At 37.4% G+C, this 19,925-nt stretch carries 19 protein-coding genes; 10 read left to right on the top strand and 9 right to left on the bottom strand.

Annotated features, from left to right (window positions below; genetic code table 11):
- Window positions 1-11 precede the first annotated feature (11 nt).
- Complete coding sequence (locus RM706_RS03385) at window positions 12-1,148, top strand: Gfo/Idh/MocA family protein (RefSeq protein ID WP_311349615.1); 1,137 nt, start codon at window positions 12-14, stop codon at window positions 1,146-1,148.
- A gap of 58 nt (window positions 1,149-1,206) precedes the next feature.
- On the opposite strand, the gene RM706_RS03380 is transcribed toward RM706_RS03385, so the two are convergent.
- Entirely contained in the window at window positions 1,207-1,665 is a 459-nt protein-coding gene (locus RM706_RS03380) for an ASCH domain-containing protein (RefSeq protein ID WP_311349614.1), read from the bottom strand.
- 15 nt (window positions 1,666-1,680) lie between these two features.
- Entirely contained in the window at window positions 1,681-3,384 is a 1,704-nt protein-coding gene (locus tag RM706_RS03375) for a GMC oxidoreductase (RefSeq protein WP_311349613.1), read from the bottom strand.
- Window positions 3,385-3,525: 141 nt separating this feature from the next.
- Between RM706_RS03375 and RM706_RS03370 the strand changes: the two genes are divergently transcribed.
- The 6 genes from RM706_RS03370 (at window position 3,526) to nadD (ending at window position 8,246) form a co-directional block, all read left to right on the top strand.
- Window positions 3,526-4,578, top strand: coding sequence for a sugar phosphate isomerase/epimerase family protein (locus RM706_RS03370; RefSeq protein WP_311349612.1), 1,053 nt, complete (start codon window positions 3,526-3,528; stop codon window positions 4,576-4,578).
- Window positions 4,575-5,327, top strand: coding sequence for a 3-keto-disaccharide hydrolase (locus RM706_RS03365; RefSeq protein ID WP_311349611.1), 753 nt, complete (start codon window positions 4,575-4,577; stop codon window positions 5,325-5,327). The genes RM706_RS03370 and RM706_RS03365 overlap by 4 nt, the downstream gene beginning before the upstream one ends.
- Before the next feature lies 1 nt (window position 5,328).
- On the top strand, window positions 5,329-6,141 hold the full coding sequence (locus RM706_RS03360) for a 3-keto-disaccharide hydrolase (protein WP_311349610.1): 813 nt from the start codon (window positions 5,329-5,331) through the stop codon (window positions 6,139-6,141).
- Window positions 6,142-6,208: 67 nt separating this feature from the next.
- Entirely contained in the window at window positions 6,209-7,066 is an 858-nt protein-coding gene (locus RM706_RS03355; protein WP_311349609.1) for a YicC/YloC family endoribonuclease, read from the top strand.
- On the top strand, window positions 7,063-7,662 hold the full coding sequence (gene gmk, locus RM706_RS03350) for a guanylate kinase (RefSeq protein WP_311349608.1): 600 nt from the start codon (window positions 7,063-7,065) through the stop codon (window positions 7,660-7,662). The genes RM706_RS03355 and gmk overlap by 4 nt, the downstream gene beginning before the upstream one ends.
- Window positions 7,662-8,246 carry a nicotinate (nicotinamide) nucleotide adenylyltransferase gene (gene nadD / locus RM706_RS03345; protein WP_311349607.1) on the top strand — a complete coding sequence of 195 codons (585 nt, stop codon included), beginning with the start codon at window positions 7,662-7,664 and terminating at the stop codon, window positions 8,244-8,246. The genes gmk and nadD overlap by 1 nt, the downstream gene beginning before the upstream one ends.
- 1 nt (window position 8,247) lies before the next feature.
- Here nadD and RM706_RS03340 read toward each other — a convergent pair whose 3' ends face one another.
- On the bottom strand, window positions 8,248-8,955 hold the full coding sequence (locus tag RM706_RS03340) for a DUF6503 family protein (protein WP_311349606.1): 708 nt from the start codon (window positions 8,953-8,955) through the stop codon (window positions 8,248-8,250).
- Between the two features lie 9 nt (window positions 8,956-8,964).
- Window positions 8,965-11,241, bottom strand: a complete 2,277-nt coding sequence (locus RM706_RS03335) for an inorganic phosphate transporter (RefSeq protein WP_311349605.1) — start codon at window positions 11,239-11,241, stop codon at window positions 8,965-8,967.
- 158 nt (window positions 11,242-11,399) lie between these two features.
- Between RM706_RS03335 and dgt the strand changes: the two genes are divergently transcribed.
- Entirely contained in the window at window positions 11,400-12,758 is a 1,359-nt protein-coding gene (dgt, locus tag RM706_RS03330) for a dGTP triphosphohydrolase (protein ID WP_311349604.1), read from the top strand.
- Between the two features lie 4 nt (window positions 12,759-12,762).
- Here the strand turns inward: dgt and RM706_RS03325 are convergent, their stop codons facing one another.
- Complete coding sequence (locus tag RM706_RS03325; RefSeq protein WP_311349603.1) at window positions 12,763-14,529, bottom strand: 1-deoxy-D-xylulose-5-phosphate synthase; 1,767 nt, start codon at window positions 14,527-14,529, stop codon at window positions 12,763-12,765.
- A 74-nt stretch (window positions 14,530-14,603) separates the two neighbouring features.
- Here RM706_RS03325 and RM706_RS03320 point away from each other — a divergent pair, with 74 nt between their 5' ends.
- Window positions 14,604-15,053 (top strand): nucleoside deaminase, encoded by a 450-nt coding sequence (locus tag RM706_RS03320; protein WP_311349602.1) that lies wholly within the window; start codon window positions 14,604-14,606, stop codon window positions 15,051-15,053.
- A gap of 62 nt (window positions 15,054-15,115) precedes the next feature.
- Here RM706_RS03320 and RM706_RS03315 read toward each other — a convergent pair whose 3' ends face one another.
- From RM706_RS03315 to aspS, 4 genes are all read right to left on the bottom strand, one after another.
- Entirely contained in the window at window positions 15,116-15,307 is a 192-nt protein-coding gene (locus RM706_RS03315) for a cold-shock protein (RefSeq protein WP_311349601.1), read from the bottom strand.
- Between the two features lie 83 nt (window positions 15,308-15,390).
- The gene (locus tag RM706_RS03310; RefSeq protein ID WP_311349600.1) at window positions 15,391-15,648 is read right to left on the bottom strand and encodes a hypothetical protein; all 258 of its coding nucleotides are present in this window, start codon (window positions 15,646-15,648) and stop codon (window positions 15,391-15,393) included.
- Window positions 15,649-15,650: 2 nt separating this feature from the next.
- Window positions 15,651-17,432 (bottom strand): chloride channel protein, encoded by a 1,782-nt coding sequence (locus RM706_RS03305; RefSeq protein ID WP_311349599.1) that lies wholly within the window; start codon window positions 17,430-17,432, stop codon window positions 15,651-15,653.
- 59 nt (window positions 17,433-17,491) lie between these two features.
- A complete protein-coding gene (gene aspS / locus RM706_RS03300) occupies window positions 17,492-19,240 on the bottom strand; it encodes an aspartate--tRNA ligase (protein ID WP_311349598.1) in 1,749 nt (582 codons plus the stop codon).
- Window positions 19,241-19,521: 281 nt separating this feature from the next.
- Between aspS and RM706_RS03295 the strand changes: the two genes are divergently transcribed.
- On the top strand, window positions 19,522-19,872 hold the full coding sequence (locus RM706_RS03295) for a toxin-antitoxin system YwqK family antitoxin (protein ID WP_311349597.1): 351 nt from the start codon (window positions 19,522-19,524) through the stop codon (window positions 19,870-19,872).
- Window positions 19,873-19,925: the final 53 nt, after the last annotated feature.

The following is a 19,925-nucleotide window of genomic DNA, read 5'->3' as shown; positions in this document are numbered from 1 at the left end:
AAATCAGAATAATGCCAAAGAAAATTAGATTAGGAATTTTAGGCGGTGGAGGAGATTCCCTTATTGGGGTTTTACATCGGGTTGCATCACATATCAATGATAATTACCAAATTGTTGGGGCGGTATTTAATCCTGACCATGAGCAAAGTATTGATTTTGCCAAAGAGATTGATATTCCCACAAATAGAATTTATAAGGATTTTGATACCCTAATTGAAGAAGAATTAAAACTTTCAGAAGAAGAGCGTATTCAGGTTTGTTCTGTGCAAACACCAAATTTTTTGCATTTTCCAATGGCCAAAAAGTTATTGGATAATGGATTTCATGTGATTTGTGAAAAACCCATGACTATGGATTATGCTGAAGCTAAAGAATTGGAAGCTGCTCATAAAAGATCAGGTAAAGTATTTGCATTGACTCATACCTATACAGGCTATCCTATGGTACGCCAAATGCGAGAAATGGTTAAAAATGGAGAGCTTGGTAAAATTCATAAAGTTGATGCCCGCTATTACCAAGGGTGGATTAACCCTATAATCCACGATAAAGAAAAGCGCTCATCGGTATGGCGTTTAGACCCAACAAAGGCAGGAATTAGCTCTTGTATGGGCGATATTGGGGTCCATGCTTTTAACCTAGTAGAGTTTACAACAGGTTTAAAAGTGAGTTCGCTTTTATGTGATTTCAATTATCTCTATGAAGACAATAGGATGGATGTGGACGGCACGGTTTTGATTCGGATGGATGATCATGTAAAAGGAGTTATTAGAGCGAGTCAAGTGGCCACAGGTGAAGAAAATGGCTTGGCAATTCGCATTTACGGTGAAAAAGGTGGTCTAGTTTGGGAGCAAGAGAACCCTAACTTCTTGTATTATTTTACAGAAGGAAAACCTTTACAAGTATACAAACCAGGACATCCTTATAATTCTGAGGTTTCATTAAATGGTACAAAATTACCAGCTGGACACCCAGAAGGTATTTTTGATTCTATGGCCAATATTTATTTAGGAGCTGCTAAAGCTATTCGAGGAGAGGCTTATAATGATGGTGAATTCCCAACCATGGAAGATGGGGTTCGTGGAATGAATTTTATTGAAGGTACGGTTGCCTCTCATAAACAAGGAAACGTTTGGATAGATATGGATTAGCCTATCCTTACACCCTGCCTCAAATACATAATGGCCGCTTTTCAGCGGCCATTATCTTTTAAAACACTTTCTCGAAGCGCTCAAAGACAACAATCATGCTTTCTAATGGTCTTCTATTGAATTCGGCAAGCTCTCTAGTATAATATTCCCAATGTGCGTTTTTCCAATACGCTAAGCTTTTATCTCCTTCGCCTTCAAGCCGGGCATGCTCAGCATGTACAGCAAAGAAAGGCATCATTTTAACCGAAGTAGTTCTAACAATACATTTTGCTTTGCCAGCCCAATCTGTAACCACAAAAAAATCTCCAATTTTCGGTAGCGCTTTTTCTTGTAGCTGTAATCCCAAAAGCGAATGTGATGTAGCCCTTTTAATCTCTTTTACTGCCAAATCGGCCAGTATATTGGCATCTTTCTCATTATCTCCAAAGTAGCTTGATTCAGGTGCTTTTTCAAAAGCGAATTCTGTGTGCTTATCTAAAAAATCTCCCCATAGGTTTCTTGCAGAGGCATTATCCATGTAGTATTCTATTTGTTAAACGAATTTACCCATTTTGAACTGTTCTGCGGCATGATTTGCCGCTCTTGCCGTAAATGCCATGTAAGTCAGTGAGGGGTTTACACAACTTGCTGAGGTCATAAAGGCACCATCTGTAACATATATATTAGGGACATCGTGTACTTGATTGTTTTTATTGACCACAGATGTTCTCGGATTCCAACCCATTCTTGCACCGCCCATTTCATGAATGCCAAGACCTGGCCCTGTTTCAGTATCATAGGCATTTACATTTTTAAACCCTGCAGATTTTAGCATTGCAACCGCTTCTTCTTTTATGGCTTCACGCATCTTAAGCTCATTCTCTTTGAATTCCACATCAAAATCTAGTTGAGGAAGTCCCCATTTATCTTTCTTTTCTTCGCTTAGCGTTACCCTATTGTCGTGATGTGGTAACATCTCTCCGAAACCAGTCATTCCAATTTGCCAACCACCAGGTTGTAACATAGCTTTTTTATAGGCTTCTCCATAGCCGAATTCAGCCACAATTTCACTCCAGTTATCTCTACTGGCGCCCCCTTGATAACCAAAACCTCTAAGAAAACCTTCACGTTTGGTTTTCTCATCGAGATTGGCAAAACGAGGAATATAAAACCCGTTTGGTCTTCTACCTTTATAATATTTATCTAAATGCCCATCTACCTTGGCCGATGCTCCCAATTGGTAATGATGATCCATAATGTTACGGCCTAATTCATCGTAATTATTACCAATACCGTTTGGAAAACTTTCCGATTTAGATTGCAGTAATATACCAACAGAGGCCATGGCTGAAGCACATAGAAAGATGATTTTACTATTGAATTCTAATTTTTCTCCCGTTTCTGCATCAACCACTTTAACACCGGTGGCCTGTTTGGTGTTTTCATCATAAATGATTCCATGAACTATGGAGTTTGCTCTGAGAGTCATATTTCCAGTGCGTTCAGCAGCAGGAAGTGTTGAAGAATTACTACTGAAATAACCACCGAAAGGGCATCCCCTCCAACAACGGTTTCGATATTGGCAAGGTCCTCTGCCCTCAAATTCAACAGTATTTTCTGTGATATGAGCTACTCGGCCTATGGTCAATAATCGACCATCATCAAACTTACTGCGTAAACTCTTCTGTAAGTCTTCTTCCACGCAATTCAAGCCCATCGGAGGTAGAAATTGTCCATCAGGTAATTGTGGCAATCCCAATTTTTCGCCACTAACACCTATATACGATTCTACTTTATCATACCATGGGGCAATAGCTGCATAGCGTACGGGCCAATCAACTGCAATATCCTCTTTAAGGTTTGCTTCAAAATCAATATCACTCCAACGGTAACTTTGTCGCCCCCATGTCAATGAACGACCACCAACTTGATACCCTCGAATCCAATCAAAACGTTTGGTCTCTTGATATGGATGCTCTAAATCATTTACAAAAAAGTGCTTTGTGGCATCAGTTGGTGCCCAACCGACCCGTTTTTGTTTATGGTGTTTTTTTTCATCCTCTAAGGACAGCCTATTTTTGAAAGGTTGGTCCCAAGGGTCATCGTTCATAGTTTTATAATCTTCCACATGTTTTACCATTGGACCACGTTCTAAAACCAAGGTTTTTAGACCGTTTTCGCAAAGTTCTTTTGCTGCCCATCCACCAGTAATTCCTGTGCCAACTACAATGGCATCATAAACCGTATTTTGATTCACAGAGGCTGTTTTGGTTCTTAGCTAAATTGTTATATTTATAGCTGTCTACAACAATAGTTGTGACATCAGAAATCATTTCCTAAATATAGGCGATTATTCCCAAAAAAATTAGGAATCATCAATACTAAAAAACAAATTTGAATGAAGACAATTAAAGGGCCTGCGGTTTTTTTAGCCCAGTTTGTGGATAGCGAAGCACCGTTCAATTCTTTGGATGGCATGTGTAAATGGGCTTCAGATTTAGGTTATAAGGGAATCCAAATTCCTACATGGGAATCTTTTTTGATTGACTTGGACAAAGCTGCTGAAAGTCAAGATTATTGTGATGAGCTAAAAGGAAAAATCAATTCGTACGGACTTGAAATTACGGAATTGTCGACCCACCTACAGGGGCAGTTGGTAGCGGTGCATCCCGCATACGATATCATGTTTGATAATTTTGCACCTGACGCTTTGAAAGGAAAACCCAAAGAACGTACCGCTTGGGCAGTAGAAACAGTTAAAAAGGCAGCGACAGCAAGCCGAAGGCTAGGAATCAAAGCACATGCTACTTTTTCAGGAGCGTTACTTTGGCATACGATGCATCCTTGGCCTCAAAGACCAGCAGGGTTGGTAGAAATGGGTTTTGAAGAATTGGCCAAACGTTGGATGCCGATTTTGAATCATTTTGATAAAGAAGGCGTTGATGTCTGTTATGAAATTCACCCCGGGGAAGATTTACATGATGGAGATACTTTTGAACGTTTTTTAGAAGCTACGGGCAATCACAAACGCGTGAATATCTTATATGACCCTAGCCATTTTGTGCTGCAGCAATTGGATTACATCACGTATATTGACCACTATCATGAATTCATTAAATCATTTCATGTAAAGGATTCTGAGTTTAATCCAACAGGTAAAAAAGGAGCCTTTGGAGGCTATAACGATTGGTCGGATAGGGCTGGTCGATACCGTTCTTTAGGTGATGGACAGATTGATTTCAAAACGATATTCTCAAAATTAACCCAATACGGTTGCGACGTTTGGGCAGTCATGGAGTGGGAGTGCGTCATTAAAAGCCCTGAGCAAGGTGCTAGAGAAGGCGCGAAATTTATTCAAGACCATATCATTGAAGCTACGGAAAAAACATTTGATGACTTTGCAGGAGCTGATGTTGATAAAGAAAAACTTAAAAGGCTATTAGGATTATGAAAAAGCTAATGATTTTTTTAACAGTTGTATTTGTTTTAGGATGCAAACAAAAGGAAAAACAAGAAACAACTACCGAGATTGTTGAAGTTGAAAAAGAAGTGGTTCAAGAAGAGAATGGGTGGCAAGTACTTTTTGATGGCACCTCGTTTGATGGTTGGCATGTATATCCTGGTAAGGAAGTTCCCGATGCATGGCAATTGGAAGATGGCGCGATGATATTACGAACGTCTTCCTACCGCAAAGATGGGACTAGGTTCAATATGGTTACAGATAAAGAATATTCCAATTTTCAATTATCCATAGAATGGATGGTTACTGAGGGAGCCAATAGTGGAATCATGTGGTCGGTGGTTGAAGATGAAAAATATCCAGAACCATATTATACTGGGCCAGAGATTCAAGTCTTAGACAATATCAATCATCCAGATGCAAAGAATGGTACTACCCATCAAGCAGGAGCACTTTATGATATGGTAGCTCCGTCAAAAGATGTGGTAAAACCTATTGGTGAATGGAATACCTATTTGATAACGATCAATCACAAAACCAATGAAGGCATTGTGGTATTAAATGGAATTAAAATCGTTGAATTTCCGGTCAATGGGGAGGGTTGGGAGACTATGGTAGCCAATTCTAAATTCGAGACATGGGAGGTTTTTGGCAAATCAAAAACCGGTAAAATTGCATTGCAAGATCACGGAGAAGCCATTTCTATCGGGTACAGAAATATAAAAATTAAAGAGCTTTAAGATGAAAAGATATATTTCTTGTCTTTACATCATCCCTCTTTTGCTGAGTTGTCAAGAAACAACTAAAGTTGAGGTTGGTGACGAAGTAATATCTGAAAATATGGTTTCCAAAACAAAATATCAAGGTAAAGAGCCAAAAAAGCCTGAGGAGACCGAATTATATAAACCTGTTCCTCCTAAAGTTGTTGTTGGCGAAAACGGAGTGCCAAGTGATGCTATTGTTTTATTTAACGGAACGAGTCTTGATAATTGGATTCATGTGGCGGACAGCTCTGATGCCAAATGGCATTTGAATGATGACGGTAGCATGACCGTAAAAGATAAAACAGGAAGCATTCAGACCAAGCAAAACTTTGGAAGCGTTCAGTTGCATGTAGAATGGAAATCCCCTGCCGAGATAGCAGGTGAAGGGCAAAGTAGGGCAAATAGTGGCATATTTCTTCAAAATCGCTATGAAGTACAAGTGTTGGATAATAATGACAATGTTACCTATGTGAATGGACAGGTAGGTTCCATCTATAAACAATCTGTTCCTTTGGCAATGGCTTCAAAACCTATTGGTGAGTGGAATACCTATGATATCATTTATCATGCCCCAGAGTTTGGGACGGAAGGTGAAAAATTAAAAGCAGGTACGATTACCGTAATTCATAATGGTATCTTAATCCAAGACCACTATGAAATTGAAGGAACCACAGAATATATTGGATGGCCCAAAAATAGTACTCATGGCAAAGCCCCGATACAATTGCAAGACCATCAAGATAATAGCAGGGTAAGTTATCGTAACATTTGGGTGAGGGAATTAGATTAAGATGATGTCTAAATGCTAAATGGTAAAACTCCATTTGTATACCTTTGTCAAAACCTAGAATTTTTCTATGATTCAATCCATGACCGGTTATGGGAAGCACGTTGTTCAACTGCCATCTAAAAAAATAAGTCTAGAACTTAAATCGCTTAACAGTAAAAATCTGGACATTAATGCTCGAATTCCTCAGGCATTTCGTGAAAAAGAACTAGAACTTCGTAAGACCATTGCCGATTCGCTGACTCGAGGTAAAATAGATTTTAGCCTTTATATCGAAATCACAGGAGAAGATACAACCACAGAGGTCAATGCTGGGGTGGTCAAAAAGTATATGGATCAATTGCGTGATATTGCCGATGGTGATGAGGTAAAACTACTAGAACTTGCCCTTAGAATGCCTGATACTTTAAAAACAGATAAAGAAGACATAGATCCTGAAGAGTTTAAGACGATAGAGGCTGCTTTAAAGCAAGCTTTAAGGGCTATTAACATATTTCGAACAGAGGAGGGTAAGGTTCTAGAAACAGACTTTGTAAATAGATTGACCACTTTAGAACAGCTTTTGCAGCAAGTAAAAGATATGGATGTCAAGCGTTTAGGAACCATTCGCGAGCGTTTAGAAAAAGCGGTAGCAGATTTAAAGGTCGATTTAGATGCCAATCGCTTTGAACAAGAATTGATTTATTATTTAGAAAAATATGATATTACCGAAGAAAAAGTCCGCTTAGCGAACCACCTTGATTATTTTAAGACTACATTGCATTCAGACGATTCCAACGGAAAAAAGCTTGGGTTTATTTCGCAAGAAATAGGCCGTGAAATCAACACTATTGGCTCAAAAGCTAATTATGCACCCATGCAGCAATTGGTGGTTCAGATGAAAGATGAACTTGAGAAGATAAAAGAACAAATGCTCAACGTATTATGAGTGAGGGAGGTAAACTTCTCATATTTTCGGCACCTTCAGGAAGTGGTAAAACGACTATTGTCAGGCATTTGTTGGAACAGCCCGAATTAAATCTCGCATTCTCTGTTTCTGCGACCTCAAGAACAAGAAGGGGAAAAGAAAAGAATGGGGAGCACTATTATTTCATTTCTATTACTGAGTTTAAACAACATATCAAAAACGATGACTTTTTAGAGTGGGAAGAGGTCTATCGCGATAATTTTTATGGAACATTAAAAAGCGAGGTCGAACGTCTTTGGGCAGAGGGCAAAAATGTGATTTTCGATATTGATGTTGCAGGCGGGCTCCGGATTAAAAAGAAATTCCCAAAGGAAACTTTAGCGGTTTTTGTAAAACCACCTAGTGTTGATGAATTAAAAATTCGACTAAAAAAGCGCAGTACAGAAAGTGATGACAAGATCAATATGCGAATCGCCAAAGCATCTGTTGAATTGGCAACTGCACCACAATTTGATGCAGTTATTAAAAACTATGATCTTGATATTGCGCTTAACGAAGCTCACAAATTGGTTGCCGATTTTGTTGGCGTTTCATTGAACCCCCAAGAAGAGGAGTAATGAAAAAAGTTGGTCTTTATTTCGGGACATTTAATCCAATTCATATAGGACATCTGGCCATAGCAAATCATATGGTAGAATTTTCAGACCTAAATGAAGTTTGGTTTGTGATCACTCCTCAAAGTCCTTTTAAGCAAAAAAGAACATTGTTGGACAATCACCACCGTTATCAAATGGTTTTTGAAGCGACCGCAGATTATCAAAAATTGAAACCTAGCAAGATTGAGTTCAATTTGCCCCAACCGAATTATACCATAAATACCTTAGCTCATTTAGAAGAGAAATATCCTAAAGAATATAGCTTTTGTCTAATCATGGGAGAAGACAACTTAAAAAGTTTTCACAAGTGGAAAAATTATGAGGTCATCTTAGAACGCTACGACCTGTATGTATATCCCAGAATTTCAGAGGGTAAAGTAGAACATCAATTTGAAAACCATTCTAAAATACACCATGTTGACGCACCTGTTATGGAAGTATCCTCCACATTTATTAGAAAGCAGCATGCGATAGGCAAAAACATCCGCCCACTTTTACCTACTGCTGTTTGGAAGTATTTAGATGAGATGAATTTTTATAGATAATTTAGTCTTTTGATAGAATATCCGTTCCCAAATATTTATCATCTTTATTGTAGTACCAAGCTCTGGTTTGTGGCATTTTGATTCCATTAATCTCTTCCATACCTTTCAGCAGAATGTATTCTCCGTCGTTTTTTGCTTCATCATGGTAGAACTGGTAAACCTCCATGGCATAGGTGTTGGGGTCAAAATAGAAATACCAAGTATCTCCGCCAACTTCAACATCGTACGTGGCTTTTAAGACCAAATAATCTTTGCCTTTGAAACTCTTTTTTAGAACTTTTGGGTCTATTTGAGTGCCAGTATCTTTTAACTTCATGGGTAGGCCATACAGGTAGGTGTAATAGTTTTTGAACATATTGCCACGTTCACAGGTCAGTCGAAACTCTTTTATTGCCTCTTTACTAGGATCTATCTCTCCATTGAGTGAAATTTGACAAGAATCTTTATCAATAACATAGGCATAAGAATTATCATCTTTCTTTACCTCAAGAGTAAACAATTCTCTGGGCAAATCAATGGCTATACTACTGAGGCGCTCTGAAGCATTTGGAGTCTGCATCACAACTTTAAAAGTACCTTGAAATGTTCCCCATTGATTATTAGAATCATGATAAGCTATCGTTTTCTCCAATAATTCCACTCCAGATATTTCTTGGGCATTTGAAGCTAAGCTAAAGAGAATGCTAATAAAGCATATAATTCTACTCATAAGACTAATTTAATCTTTTAAAATTTTTGCAGGAGCAATAGAACTGTCATGTTCCGTATAATAAAGCTCTAAAAGCTTCATAGTGGCCTTGATCAAATCTTTACTTTCCGTTAAAAGAGAAAAGTATAACGTAGTATTTTTAGGACTAGATTCTTCTGTTCTGGTTCTTGCAACTTGTTTTTTGATTTTTTCATCCACCAGTTCTACATATGAATCCCGAGTAGCAAGCATACTACCAATACGTTCAAAGGACCGATTGCTGAAAACCTCAGAAGTATCTGAGAAAAGTTGCTCTAAATGTTGGTCTAGGTCTTTTAACTCTTTTATTTGATTGTATTTAAGCTTTTTGTGATTATTGTTCACATGGGTCAAGCCTATTTTTGAGATATATTCCTGCGATTGTGCCAAATCTTGTAAATGCCCTAAAAGCGCAATATAAAAATCACTGGCCCCACCGACACTTGAATCATCTAGATTTTTGATGAAATAGAAAATGTTATTTTGAAGGCCTTCAATCTCTTTTGACATTTTAGAGACCCCTTTATTATTTTTCTTTAAAGCTTCCAAATCATGTCTAGCCAAACCATTGATGGCACCTGTATAAATTTTATTGCTGCGTTTAATCATATTGGCAATATTATCAGCACTTTCTTCAATGACACCTTGTACAGAACTACTTTCGGCCCTTCTTAGGCTGTCCTCGGCTTTAATTACTTTGGTTTTTCTGTTATGGGCCATATAGTTTCTTAACAACAGCGTTGCAGCTAAGACCAATAAAATAACTAAAGCAATAAACCCACCGAGATGTAAAATATAAGCGATAATAGCCGCCGCGGTAAAAGCGCTGAAAGCCGTAAAAAACCATCCACCAATAACATTTAACACCCCGGCAACCCTGTATACCGCACTTTCAGCACCCCATGCTCTATCAGCCAAAGAGGTGCCCATAGCTACCATAAAAGTGACATAAGTTGTTGATAGCGGTAATTTCATCGAAGTGGCAATTGAAATCAAAACGCTGGCCACCATCAAATTGACAGCCGCCCTTACCATATCAAAAGCGGGCGTATCTTGCACCTTACTTTTCGGGACGTAACTATATGGAACTTCAAAGCGTTTGTCAATTTTGGCTTTCAAGGATGGTGGAAAAACTGCAGACACATTTTCAAATGCAGCAACAGAAAGTTTAACTACTTGTCGTGATAAATAATTTGGTTCAAAACGCTCATCACCCTCATCTTGACGCGCCAAATCTACGCTTGTTTTTACAACGCTTTTAGCTTTCGAAGAAAACCATAGGGTAATCACCATGATACCTCCAGAAATTAAGAGTAACGCAGTTGGAGTTCTCACAGCTGCGGTCAAGCCCTGCATATTAAATTCAGATGCTATAACACCAGAACTTTGCCAATCTTGAAAAGATTGTAGAGCCGCAATCGGAACTCCAATAAAATTGACCAAATCATTACCTGCGAAAGCCATGGCCAATGCAAAGGTTCCTATTACAATAATTACCCTATAAATATTCCATTTTAATAAGGCTGAAAAAATCCAGGATACCAGCGTCCAAAAAATAAAATTGCCTAAAAGGAACAATTCAGGTGAGTTTGCGATAAAATCTAAAATCGATGGGTCAAATATAGAGGCGCTCTTAAGTCCTTTTACGATAATAAAATAAATAATCGCAGTAATTGCCAGGCCTCCAAAAGTTGATTCTACCCATTTGGACTTTTCTTTAAAGTCAAAAGAAATTAATACCCGAGAAAAAAACTGAACAATCGCTCCAATGGTAAAGGCGATGAACACTGATAACAAAATGCCAATAATTATTTCTGTTGCCTTTTCAGTATTGATGTAATTTCCTAAATCGGAAAAAGTACCATCTATGCCAATTATTTTCACTAGCGATATGGCAACTGCAGCACCCAGAAGCTCAAAGACTATAGATACAGTGGTAGAGGTAGGCATGCCTAAGGTATTGAAAAAGTCGAGCAGCAGAATATCCGTAATCATGACTGCCATAAAAATGATCATGATTTCTGCAAATACGAATTCAGTAGGATTGAAAATGCCTTTACGAGCTACTTCCATCATACCACTTGAAGAAATAGCACCAAATGCAATTCCTAGACTAGCCACGATCATTATGGTTTTAAAAGAAATGGCTTTAGAACCGATAGCAGAATTTAAAAAGTTAACGGCATCGTTACTTACACCGACAACAAGATCGGTTATTGCTAAAATTGCCAAAGCGACAATCATGAAAACATATATATTTTCCCCCATAATACATTTGAAAGTAAGCAAAAATGCTATTATAATTCTGCTTAAAGGTTAAAATAATGTTACCAAATACAAATGCGAAAAGAACACTTATTATTTATAGGAACTTCATATAAAAGCATAGTTTTATAGCAAATATTAATTTTTTTAAATAATAGCCCATGAATTGGGAGCAATTACTTTCTCTAAAACGTTTTGGAGATACTGAGAAAAGACTTCGAAAATTACAAGATGAAACTAGATTGGGTTTTGAAGTGGACTATGACCGAATCATATTTTCTTCTGCGTTTAGATGCTTACAAGATAAGACCCAAGTGATTCCTATGCCTATTGATGTAGGTTCAAGAAAAGACTTTGTGCATACCCGATTGACACATAGTTTAGAGGTGTCTGTTGTAGGTAGAAGTTTAGGTAGAATTGCCGGAAAGAAATTATTGGAGAAATATCCTTATTTAAAAGAAAAACATGGGTATCGATTCAATGATTTTGGTGCTATTGTAGCTGCGGCTTCTTTGGCACATGATATTGGAAACCCCCCTTTTGGTCATAGTGGAGAAAAGGCCATTGGAGCTTTTTTTAAATCAGGCATTGGGGCAAAATATCGGTCTGAGCTGACTACAAAAGAATATCAAGATTTAGTCGATTTTGAAGGGAATGCCAATGGACTTAAATTACTAACAGCTTCAAGAGAAGGAGTGCCTGGTGGGTTGCGACTAGGTTATGCCACTTTAGGGGCGTTTATGAAATACCCAAAAGAATCGCTACCTAAAAGACCAACTAATCATATATCGGATAAAAAGTTCGGCTTTTTTCAATCTGAAAAGGAAATGTTTATAGCAATAGCCAATGAACTAGGACTAAGGAAAAAAGAAGGTGTTATAGCTACTTCTTATTATCGACATCCTTTGACCTATTTGGTAGAAGCGGCGGATGATATTTGCTATACCATCATCGATTTTGAAGACGGAATCAATCTAGGATTTATTTCTGAAGATTATGCCTTGGAGTACTTTATCAAGTTAGTTAAAGACACTATTAATACTAAAAAGTATAATCAAATGACAAATACGAGTGATCGTTTGAGTTATTTGAGAGCCTTGGCCATCAACACTTTGATCAATGATGCTTTGAGAGTCTTTGAAGAAAATGAAACTGAAATCTTAAGTGGAGACTTTGATGTTGCCTTATTGGATAAAAGTCGATATGAAGCTCAGATTAATGATATTATCAGTTTGAGTGTTTCTAATATTTATCAATCTACCGAAGTCATTGAAAAAGAGTTGGCAGGCTATAAAATTATAGGGGATATACTTGAAGTTTATACCACTGCATTAATGAAACTTAAAACAAATAAGGGCGCAACTTATGATGAACTATTAATAAAGACCCTGCCATTGCAATATCAAGATATTTTAAAGTCCACGTATGATATTTTATTGAATGTTTCTTGTTATGTGGCGAGCCTATCAGATAGTGCTGCAGTTCATATACACAATAAAATTATGGGTAGGCATTTGTAGGACTTTAAAAAATATCTTCAAGATATTTTTTAATCGATTTCATGCCAATTCCACAAATGTTATGCAATTCTTCGATGGTTCCTTGTTCAATAAAGGCATCTTTGATAGCAAAAACTTTTATGGTTCCAGCAAATTCCATTTTATTGGCATATTCAATTATTGAGCTCCCTAAACCACCTATTTCGCAACCATCTTCAAGGGTGATAATATGTTCATATTGAGTAAAGACCTTATCCAATATTTGGTTATCCAATGGCTTTAGAAAACGCATATCATAATGCCCAATACTTTCTGGGGTGTCTACCTCTGAAATGAGCTGAAAGATTAAATTTCCTATGTGCCCTAGGGTCAAAAAAGCGATTTTGTTTCCTTTCTTTAACTCCACAGACTTGCCAATTTCTATTTTTGAAAAAGGCGTTCTCCAATCAATAGTAACCCCTCTTCCACGTGGATATCGAATAGCAATTGGGCCTTTTAAATCTTGTTGCGCAGTATACATAATGTTACGCAATTCAATTTCATTCATTGGAGAAAAAATGGTCAGATTTGGAATGCATCTTAAATAGGCCAAATCAAAAACACCATGATGTGTAGGGCCATCTTGGCCTACTAGTCCTGCTCGGTCCAAACAAAAAATAACAGATAGGTTTTGTAATGCCACATCGTGTATTAACTGATCATAAGCCCGCTGCAAAAAAGTAGAATAGATATTGCAAAATGGGGTCAATCCTTGTGTTGCCATTCCGGCTGCCAAGGTGACTGCATGTTGTTCGGCAATACCTACATCAAAAGCTCTTTCAGGAATTTCTTCCATCATATATTTTAATGAGCTCCCTGTGGGCATGGCTGGAGTGATACCAACTATTTTTTGATTTTGTTGTGCCAATTCTACCAGTGTATGGCCAAACACGTCTTGATATTTTGGCGGTTCAGCCTTACTTACTCTTTTAATTCGTTCTCCAGTTTCTTTGTTGAATTTCCCAGGAGCGTGGTATGCTACTTGATTTTCTTCCGCTTTTTGAAGCCCTTTGCCTTTAGTAGTTATAACATGTAACAGCTTCGGGCCTTCGATAGTTTTTAAGCGTTCTAATTCGGTAAGTAACAAGTCCAAATCATGACCATCAATTGGCCCAGTATAATTCATGTTTAGACATTCAAAAATGTTTTCATCCTTGGCCGTTCCTTTTTTTACATTAGTCAGATAATTTTTTAAGGCCCCAACACTTGGATCTATTCCGATGGCATTGTCATTTAAAATAATCAACACATTAGCTTTGGTTACACCTAGGTGGTTGAGACCTTCAAAGGCCATTCCACTTGCTATGGATGCATCACCTATAACAGCAATATGTTGTCTTTTGAAATCACCTTTTAATTGCGATGCAATTGCCATTCCTAAAATAGCTGAAATTGAAGTTGAGCTATGCCCGGTTCCAAAGTTATCGTACTTACTTTCACTACGCTTTGGAAATCCACTAATCCCATTTAACTGACGATTGGTTTCAAAAATATCTTTTCGCTCGGTTAAAATTTTATGCCCATAAGCCTGATGGCCAACATCCCAAATAAGTTTATCTTTTGGAGTGTCAAAAACATAGTGTAAAGCAATAGTCAGCTCTACTACCCCTAAACTTGCTCCTAAATGCCCTTCTTTGGTAGAAACTATGTCGATGATGAACTCGCGTAGTTCTTGTGCTAATATGGATAATTCTTTGACTTTGAGTTGCCTAAGGTCATCAGGTGTTTGTATGTTGTTTAAAAAGGTGCTCATGCCATGTCAAAAATACCGATTCTAAAAGACTATGTTTCTTTAGGATTTGTAGTTTTGGCTTTTAATTGATTCGAATGCTCGAACCTTACGACGATACTTATTTTATGAAAAAAGCCTTGGAAGAAGCTCAACTTGCTTTTGAAGAAGGTGAAGTACCTGTTGGGGCTGTTGTAGTCGCAAAGAATAGAATCATTGGAAGAGCTCATAATCTAACAGAACGATTGAATGACGTCACTGCTCATGCCGAAATGCAAGCAATTACATCTGCGGCAAATTTTCTAGGAGGGAAGTACTTGAACGGTTGTACTTTGTACGTTACATTAGAGCCCTGTCAAATGTGTGCTGGGGCTTTATATTGGAGCCAAATCTCAAAAATTGTTTATGGCGCACCAGATTTGGAGCGTGGTTACAAGGTGATGGGAACCTGTTTGCATCCTAAAACAGAGGCTATGGGAGGAATTATGGAAAAAGAAGCATCTGAATTGTTGAAACGTTTTTTTGTGCAACGCAGAAATTTGAATTGATTTTAAATAAAGAACCCTGACCAATTGATCAGGATTCTACTACTAAAAAGTACAATGCGTTTTTAGAGTAACTGTATTTGTGCAGCTACCATTCCTTTTCTACCTTCTTCTTCTTGGTATTCTACTTTGTCGCCTTCGTTCAACTGTAATCCGTTTAATGCAGTTATATGAACGAAAATGTCTTTTTCAGTGTCGTCGTTGGTAATGAATCCAAAACCTTTGGATGCATTAAAAAATTTTACCGTGCCAGTCATTGAGAAAAATGTAAATGTTTAAGTAACTAAATTATAATTTTTTAAATATGACATCGAGAAACGATGTATATTTTTCTTGAAAATTATTGATTTCCAGTCTTTTCCCTCTCTTTTTTGTTCATTTTTTCAATATTCTCTTTGTTCAACAAATAATCTTTCATTTGCTTTCCCTTACTTTCTTTAAATAAGAAAAGAGGCATGGCGACCAAGAATAGCCCTGCAGTACCAAAACCGATATATCTATTTGCGGTGAATTCTGATACCTCTTTTAAAGTAAAGCCATAGATGATGGAACCAAATGAGGCAATTACAATTAAAACAATAAGATATTTTAACTTCATGGCTAGGGGGTATAATTGATTAACTTTCTTCTATAAGCGGTTAAAAGTTTTGATTTGGATACAAAACCCATATAGATGCCTTCTTTAACAACAGGCAAGTTCCATGCACCACTGTCCTGAAACTTTTGCATCACTTGTTTCATATTATCTGAATCGTAGAAAATATATTCAGGTGGGGCATGCATTAAATCCTTTACAAAAGTGGTATCATATAGCTCAGTATTGAACATGAACTCTCGTATATCATCTAAAAGCACGACCCCTACCATTTTATTATCCCCATCAAGCACCGGAAAGATATTGCGAGTTGATTTTGAGACTGATTTCATTAGCATTTCCCCTAAATCCATTTCTGGTAATACAGCTTTAAAATTGGTCTCTATAACATCTTCCAATTCCATTAAGGTCAAGACTGCCTGATCTTTGTTATGTGTAAGCAACGCTCCTTTCTGCGCCAATTCTTTAGTATAAATGGTGTGTTCTAGGGTGTTTTTGGTAATCAAAAATGAGATGCTTCCTGTAATCATTAATGGAATAAAAAGCTCATAACCGCCGGTTATTTCAGCAATTAAAAAAATGGCCGTCAATGGCGCATGGATAACCCCGGCAATTAATCCCGCCATTCCAATTAATGTAAAATTACTTTCCGATACATTAAAACCGAAGCCAATATTATTGATAACTTTAGCAACCGCATTACCCAGTGCACTTCCCATAACCATGGTAGGAATAAATACACCACCTGCTCCGCCAGCAGCCAGAGTTGCCGTCATTGCAATGGCCTTAAATAATGTAATTCCAAATAGCAATGCAATAACTACCCAAATGTTGTCTAAAAAAGCGTCAAATGGGGTTTTTCCCAATGCATTTAAATGGTTTCCATCTAAAAGATTATTGATAAAGCCAAACCCTTCACCGTAAAGTGGTGGAATAAAATAGAGCATAATACCTATGGCCAAACCGCCTACCAGTAATTTGTACTTAGGACTGCGAAAGCGTTTAAAAAATTTGAAAATGGCAAAGTACATTTTAGTGAAGTAAATAGAAGCGAACCCAGTCCCAATACCAAGAATTATATAAAATGGAACATCGTTCAGGCTAAAACCTTCGGTCAATGAGAAATTGAACAGTGCTTCGTTTCCTAAAAAGAAATACGATGTTAGTACCCCAGAAATAGATGCAAGTAATAAGGGTAAGACGGAAAGCATGGTCAAATCAAGGCTAAAAACCTCTACTGCAAAAATAATAGCGGCTATCGGCGATTGAAAAATGGAAGAAATTGCTCCTGCAGAAGCACAGGCAATCAATAGTGAGCGAGTCTTAACATCTATATGTAGCAATCGACTTAAATTAGAGCTAATTGCGGCACCAGATTTTACTGCTGGCCCCAATAGACCAACAGAACCACCGAAACCAACCGTCAAAGGTGCTGTTAGCAGCGGGGTGTACATTTTTCGAACTGACAATAGCCCTTTTTGCTTTGATAAAGACAATAAAATTGAAGGTATAGCTTGTGAAATAGGGTGTTTGTTAACGAATTTGGTATAGAGGTATACCAAGGTCAAGCCTACAATAGGTAAAATGAAATACAATTGATAATCTGAAAAAACAATGCCTTTTTCTAATAGCGATTGAATGAAATAGGTGAGGTTTTTTAGGGTTACTGCGGCTAGACCAGCCAAAAAGCCCACCACAACACTCATTAATTGCACAAAAGTCTTATTTGAGATATGTTTATATCTCCATTTCAGAAATTTCTTTAAGAGCGCTTTGGTGCTAGGCATAAAAAGTGATTCCTAATAAAAGTATTAAAAATCTGACCTATAAAGGCTTAGATATTGCTTTATAAATCCAATTTAAGATGTAACTCTTTCAATTGCTCATTATCAATAGTTGCCGGAGCATCAATCATGACATCTCTTCCGCTATTATTTTTTGGAAATGCAATAAAATCACGAATGGTCTCTTGCCCGCCTAAAATAGACACAAGCCTATCTAAACCAAAAGCGATACCACCATGTGGTGGTGCGCCGTATTGAAAAGCATCAATTAAAAATCCAAATTGGTTTTTGGCTTCTTCTTCTGTAAAACCAAGGTGTTTGAACATGATGGCCTGGGTTGCTGCATCGTGAATACGAATTGAACCACCACCAATTTCATTTCCATTTAACACCAAATCATAGGCATTGGCTTTCACAGCACCTGGATTCGTATCTAATAAGGCTAATTGACCTGGTTTTGGTGAGGTAAATGGGTGGTGCATAGCGTGATAATGACCAGTCTCCTCATCCAATTCCAATAAAGGGAAATCAATGACCCAAAGAGGGGCAAATTCATTGGCATTTCGTAAACCTAAACGTTCGGCCATTTCCATACGTAGCGCGCTTAGTTGTGCACGAGTCTTGTTTTTCTCTCCAGAAAGTACACAAATTAAATCGCCAGGCTTTGCATTGGTAATTTCGGCCCATTTTGCCAAATCTTCCTGGTCGTAGAACTTATCAACGGATGATTTGTAGGTGCCATTTTCATTACACCTACAATAAACCATACCTAAAGCACCTACTTGTGGGCGTTTTACCCAATCGATAAGTTTGTCTATTTCTTTACGAGTGTGGGTGTTTCCTCCAGGTATGGCGATTCCAGCAACTAATTCGGCAGAATTGAAGACCTTAAATTCCTTATGCTGAGAAACGTCGTTTAATTCTCCGAACTCCATCCCAAAACGAATATCAGGTTTGTCATTACCATAGCGTTTCATCGCTTCATCATAAGTCATTCTTGGAAAACTATCAATATCCACACCTTTGATTTCTTTTAAAAGGTGTTTTGTGAGTCCTTCAAAAGTGTTTAAAATATCTTCTTGCTCAACAAAAGCCATTTCACAGTCAATCTGAGTGAATTCGGGTTGCCTATCGGCCCTTAGGTCTTCATCTCTAAAACACTTGACGATTTGAAAGTATTTGTCCATGCCGCCCACCATCAAGAGTTGTTTAAATGTCTGCGGAGATTGGGGCAGGGCATAGAACTGCCCCTCATTCATTCGGCTTGGCACTAGAAAGTCGCGTGCGCCTTCTGGAGTTGATTTTATTAAATACGGGGTTTCGACATCAATAAAACCGGCATCTGAAAGATACTTGCGTACTTCCATGGAAACGTTATGTCTAAAGATGAGGTTTTCCTTAACCGGATTTCTGCGAATATCAAGATAGCGATACTTCATTCTAATATCTTCACCACCGTCTGTTTCATCTTCAATAGTAAACGGCGGAAGCAGGGACTCATTTAATACGGTTAATTCAGAGACCAGCACTTCGATATCACCAGTAGGGATATTGGTATTTTTAGAAGTACGTTCTATAACCTCCCCTTTGGCCTGAATTACAGTTTCACGACCTAATGAGCGAGCCTTTTCTAAAAGATCGCTTGAAGTACGTTCTTCATCAAATACCAATTGGGTAATTCCATAGCGATCTCGAATGTCAATCCAAACCACAAAACCCTTATCCCGAAGTTTATGAACCCATCCACTTAATAAAACTTCTTTCTTAACATCAGCTGCTCGTAAAGCACCACAAGTAATATCTCTGTACATTATTGTAATAAATAAGTTGCAAAGGTAATTAGTTCAAATGTTTTGAGAAGTGAATATAAAATGGGTTTTTGTCAATTTTAATTGAAAGTGCAAATGCATTTGATACCGATTTTTTTACCATTCATACAATTCTAATAAAAATTCGATTTTTTTAATAACTTGAAATTCAATAATTTAAAGATTTAATGTAAATTTAATGTTATGTAAATATTTATTTATTGTAAAATATTTATATATTTGTATCGTTAATGTAAAGGAATAGTGAATTAAAAAACATAATGATGAGGAAGAATATATTTTTATTGGCAATTTTATTTTCGGTGTGTACTTATGGGCAAGATATAAAACCTACTTTCGAAAAAGAAGGTAAGATGGTGAAGGCTACTTATTTTCATGATAACGGAGAAATTGCTCAAACCGGGCATTTGCTAAATAACAAACTTCATGGGCAATGGTATATGTATAATGCGGAAGGCAAAAAACTTGCCACAGGTAAATATATCAATGGTAAAAGATCAGGGAAGTGGTTTTTCTGGAAAGGTGATATATTGAAAGAAGTTGATTTTGAAGATAATCGAATTGCCTATGTTAAGAATTGGAATCAGGCAGAAATAGTTTCTGTGAACAAGTAACATAAGCTGGTTAAAATATAAAAGCCCCGACCATTTTTGTCGGGGCTTTTTTT

The sequence above is a fragment of the Croceitalea rosinachiae genome, assembly GCF_031846445.1.
Classification (GTDB): Bacteria; Bacteroidota; Bacteroidia; order Flavobacteriales; family Flavobacteriaceae; genus Croceitalea; species Croceitalea rosinachiae.
Note: the sequence above shows the minus strand (reverse complement) of the source record. Positions and strands in the feature narration are given on the sequence as shown.